The 4,153-nt window shown below is 56.3% G+C and carries 6 protein-coding genes; 3 read left to right on the forward strand and 3 right to left on the reverse strand.

All coding sequences use genetic code 11. From position 1 onward, the window contains the following. The coding region (locus tag JY96_RS21640) for an IS30 family transposase (protein ID WP_035044331.1) at positions 1 to 770 on the reverse strand (770 nt) is incomplete at its 3' end. 225 nt (positions 771 to 995) lie between these two features. On the opposite strand from JY96_RS21640, the gene JY96_RS21645 reads away from it, so the two are divergent. Next, positions 996 to 1,478, forward strand: a complete 483-nt coding sequence (locus JY96_RS21645) for a hypothetical protein (RefSeq protein WP_152606702.1) — start codon at positions 996 to 998, stop codon at positions 1,476 to 1,478. 143 nt (positions 1,479 to 1,621) lie between these two features. Here JY96_RS21645 and JY96_RS21650 read toward each other — a convergent pair whose 3' ends face one another. Together JY96_RS21650 and JY96_RS21655 are read right to left on the reverse strand one after the other, a co-directional pair. After that, entirely contained in the window at positions 1,622 to 2,014 is a 393-nt protein-coding gene (locus JY96_RS21650; protein ID WP_235334074.1) for a PIN domain nuclease, read from the reverse strand. Between the two features lie 5 nt (positions 2,015 to 2,019). Then, positions 2,020 to 2,214 carry a type II toxin-antitoxin system VapB family antitoxin gene (locus tag JY96_RS21655; protein WP_035044337.1) on the reverse strand — a complete coding sequence of 65 codons (195 nt, stop codon included), beginning with the start codon at positions 2,212 to 2,214 and terminating at the stop codon, positions 2,020 to 2,022. Positions 2,215 to 2,428: 214 nt separating this feature from the next. Here JY96_RS21655 and JY96_RS23025 point away from each other — a divergent pair, with 214 nt between their 5' ends. Continuing rightward, positions 2,429 to 2,923, forward strand: coding sequence for an SAM-dependent methyltransferase (locus JY96_RS23025; protein WP_081961692.1), 495 nt, complete (start codon positions 2,429 to 2,431; stop codon positions 2,921 to 2,923). Positions 2,924 to 3,061: 138 nt separating this feature from the next. Beyond that, positions 3,062 to 3,409 (forward strand): hypothetical protein, encoded by a 348-nt coding sequence (locus tag JY96_RS23455; protein ID WP_152606703.1) that lies wholly within the window; start codon positions 3,062 to 3,064, stop codon positions 3,407 to 3,409. Positions 3,410 to 4,153: the final 744 nt, after the last annotated feature.

Below are 4,153 nucleotides of genomic sequence, written 5' to 3' on the forward strand. Positions count from 1 at the left end.
GGCGTGGCGAAGTAGCAGGCCACGCCAAACTCCTTCTCGATCTCTTCGTAGTCATGGAACTCCGTTCCGTTGTCAAAGGTGATCGTTTTCATCCTGGCTCCGTACTTCTTGAGCACCGCCCTCAAGGCTTTGTTGGTCTCTTTCGTGTTGCGCGCTTCGAGCTTCCTGATCACCGTCAGCCCTGTCGCGCGCTCCACCAAAGTCAAGATGCTGTGTCGCAGGTCTTTGCCCACAACCGTGTCGCCCTCCCAGTGCCCCACTTCCTGGCGAAGCTCCACTTCCGGTGGTCGCACCGTGATGTGCTTCTTGCCCCTCAGGATCCCGCGCCAGTCGTGCTTTCCGTAGCGTTTGCGCCTGAGCTTCATCTTTAGCCTCAGGTGCTTCCACAACCCACCGCCGGCTTGCTTGTCTCGCAAAAGGTAGCGGTAAATGCTTTCGTGGCTCATGTCCAGCAAGCCTTGTGGCCTGAGCGTGCCCACGATCTGCTTGGGGCTCCACTTCTTGCGCAGATAGCGCCTGACCAGCGCGTACTGTTCGGGCTTGAACTTGGGCCCTCGCCTGCTTCTTCGTCGCCGCGCTCGCGCATACCGATCCGCCTTGCATGGTCGGTACGCGCCATCATGCGTCGTGGCGTTCCTGCTGACCTCCCGCGATATCGTGCTCGCTGAGCGCCCCAACTCCTGCGCGATGGCGCGCAGACTCCAGTTCGCTTTCAAGTACGCGGAAATCAGGTATCTTTCTTCTCGGGCGAGTTGTCTGTAATGCGTCATGGTGTCGCCCCCCTTCTTGCCGGAATACGGGGCTCCATCACTTTGCCTTCAACTCGCCTACCTTTTTCTTGTGGTGTTGCACTTACTATTTGAATCCACGCAGCCTAACTGGGCGGTCAAGCGGACACCAACAAGGGCCAAGGCTTCGCCATTGTCTTGGCCCTTGTTGGTGCCCTGCGCACCTTCGGTGCTTCGGTGCCGCTTACCTTGGGCGTTAGGCCTCTCATGGAAACGAGCGTGATAGATCGAAGGGCAAGGAATAGCACGGCTGAATTGCTACGGCAGTTCGCATCGGGGCGCATCACGAACTTCGAGTTGGAGAATCGTTGGCCCAGTTCCAAAGATCCGGCGATCCACGGGCTAAACAGCACGATCTGGTGCTTCTATGACGACTTCAAAGAACACAGCCTTCAAGGCCCATTCGCGCTAGCTCCAGCAATGAGGCACATCATCGCTCGCTGGATCGTCTTCCTACACACCAATGAGCCTTACCAATGGCCGAACATCGCCTACCCTGGCGTTCGGCCACTTCGCCGGAGCTGGGTCACGCGCCGCCTTGGCCTCCTCAATCTGGTCACACGCAAAGAGCAACGCTTTATCAAGGCCGGCTTATTCGAGGTTTGGCCGTTCATCAACGCCCAGTCGTTTGAAAATGCACGCAGGAGGCCTAAGCTCTTGGCGGGTAGCGCAAGGGAGCTTGGCACTTGATCCATCCAGCACCTATCCACAAGCCTAACTGGGCGGTCAAGCGGACACCAACAAGGGCCAAGGCTTCGCCATTGTCTTGGCCCTTGTTGGTGCCCTCCGCACCTTCGGTGCTCCGGTGCCGCTTACCTTGGGCGTTAGGCGCCTCAGTTCTCGACCATTGCAGAGCGCAAACCGAGATGCTCAACGAACGGGTCAAAATCCCTGTCGCTGTACAACAGAGCAAAATCGTCCTCTATGCAGCGGGTGGCAATGATCGTGTCAATGGTCTTTCTGATCGTCACACCATGCGCCCTCAAGGCTCGGTAATTTCGAGCGGCCTGCAGTGCGATCTCTTCGCCCCCAAGGGTAATGACATCCAGTGCTGTGAGCAGTCTTCTGGCCTTGTTGAAGTCCTTCTCGCTACCGAATCCTTGGAGCACTTCAGCCAAGATAAGGTCGCCAACAGCCAAGGGCTCGCCGCCCAGCAGAACATCCAATCGCTCGGTCTGCGGCGTCGTCACACCCCGGAAGAAATCGATCCAGACGCTAGAGTCCACAACAATCACTTGTCGGACCTCATCGCGTTCAGATCACCTTCCCATTGCAACTTGCCCTTGAGCCGCCGGATCTCCTCCTGCTGCCGCAACCTCAACAATGTGCGCAAGCCGAGTTCGACCGCCTCTTTCTTGGTTTTCAACCCAGTCAGACGGAGAGCATCGCTCATCAACTTGTCGTCAATCTCAATGTTTGTGCGCATAATGTGTACCGCAAATCAATTTCATACACACTTTAGCGCTTTACGCGGCCTCAGGCAAGCACCTTTCACCGCTCCGGCGCCTAACTGGGCGGTCAAGCGGACGCCAACAAGGGCCATGGCTTCGCCATTGTCCTGGCCCTTGTTGGTGCCCTTCAGTCGCTGCGCTCCTTTCGGCGCCGCTTACCTTGGGCGTTAGGCACCACAGAAAGCGCGTATGCCACACGACCTCAGCATCAAACCAATTGCTTTCGTGAGCGCTGCAAGAACGTCGCCAGAGGATGATTTTTGGGGCGATTCAACGGCCGACATCACGCTCGTTGACTCACTTGATGAAGAGGCGCTTGTTGGCATCGAAGCGTTCTCTCATGTTGAGGTACTTTTCATCTTTCACCGCGTAGAGCAAACCAATGTAACCACGGGGGCACGTCACCCCCGTGGCAACTCGGTATGGCCTGAAGTCGGCATATTTGCTCAGCGCGGCAAGAACCGTCCAAACAGGATCGGCAGCACAATCTGCCGCGTCGTACGGGTGCAGGGCCGAACACTAACTGTGGCCGAACTTGACGCGATAGACGGAACTCCGGTTGTCGACATCAAGCCAGTGATGAGGGAATTTTTACCAAGACAAGAAGTAACTCAACCACCGTGGGCCACCGAACTCATGGAGCACTATTGGTCCATGGGGAGTGGTAAGAAAAATGGCGCCTAACTGGGCGGTCAAGCGGACGCCAACAAGGGCCATGGCTTCGCCATTGTCCTGGCCCTTGTTGGTACCCTTCAGTCGCTGCGCTCCTTACGGCGCCGCTTACCTTGGGCGTTAGGCCCCGCATAACAAAGGGAGAGTGAGATGAAGCGACTGTCCAGTTCACTCATCATGGTGTGCCTGATGGGAGCATCTTTTCCGGCGCCTGCCGTTCAAGATCCTCAAGCGTCTGCAGCGCAACTTGACTCGCGTCTTGCAGAAGTTCGAGCCGAGATTGCAAAGGTCAATACCCAACTAGTCAGCACTCGCCTCAGGCCCAGCGAAAAGAAAATGCTGCGCGATAAGCAACGTAGCTTAGTCAGCGAGCAGCATGCGCTAACAGAAGCCAAGTCACGTAACGCACGATTGCAAGAAAACCAACTGGTTCGCTATGCAGGCGACGGCGCCAAGAACAGTGAAGGCGATCGGGTGGACAGATTGTTTGAGAAATAGGCACAAAGCCATGTCTTCGTACCATAGCGCAGGTTCAACAATGAAGCGCAACACTCAAACCCAAAATCCGTCGCCTAACTGGGCGGTCAAGCGGACGCCAACAAGGGCCATGGCTTCGCCATTGTCCTGGCCCTTGTTGGTACCCTTCAGTCGCTACGCTCCTTCCGGCGCCGCTTACCTTGGGCGTTAGGCCCTTGTCAAACTTACACCGCTCTTCTTCCCACCAAGCATGAGCTCAGCGTTTATCTCCCCAACAGGATCGCATCTTGTGTCGAACGGCAGATTCGATAGTCTTCTTGAGTGGGCCGGAATTGTTTGCTCGGAAATCGCCCGTTCTGATGCTGAGCAAGGCTTTGCTGCTCAATTGAGGGCCGCACATCAATGCATGCATCCGGGCTACGACCTAGATTGGGAAGAGGACTTCCCAGATCCTGCAGCTCGCCAGTTCTATGCCAAGGCATTTGCAGAAGTCGCGAAACGCATCACCTCAGGTTTGCTCAGCCATCCAGGTACTCCAGAGCAACGATGTGAGGCCTCGTCGGACGCTACTGCCGTGGCCAATCTCCTAAGTTAATCTTTTGCAAACACACTGAAGCTAAATGCTGGAACCAGCTCCAACATGAACGCATCCACCGTCCACTCCGCGCCCCAGCCTGAATTCACATAACAAGTGCAACACCCCTTACGGACGTCCATACATCGCCTCCGGGGTCTTAAAGCCATAACGTTCACGCGGCCGTGTGT

It is taken from the genome of Aquabacterium sp. NJ1 (assembly GCF_000768065.1).
In the GTDB taxonomy this organism is placed as follows: Bacteria; Pseudomonadota; Gammaproteobacteria; order Burkholderiales; family Burkholderiaceae_C; genus Aquabacterium.

Excerpts from the sequence above, each read along its gene's own strand:
- JY96_RS21645 (WP_152606702.1), top strand. The coding sequence starts at position 996 with ATGGAAACGAGCGTGATAGATCGAAGGGCAAGGAATAGCACGGCTGAA.
- JY96_RS21655 (WP_035044337.1), bottom strand. The coding sequence starts at position 2,214 with ATGCGCACAAACATTGAGATTGACGACAAGTTGATGAGCGATGCTCTC.
- JY96_RS23025 (WP_081961692.1), top strand. The coding sequence starts at position 2,429 with ATGCCACACGACCTCAGCATCAAACCAATTGCTTTCGTGAGCGCTGCA.
- JY96_RS23455 (WP_152606703.1), top strand. The coding sequence starts at position 3,062 with ATGAAGCGACTGTCCAGTTCACTCATCATGGTGTGCCTGATGGGAGCA.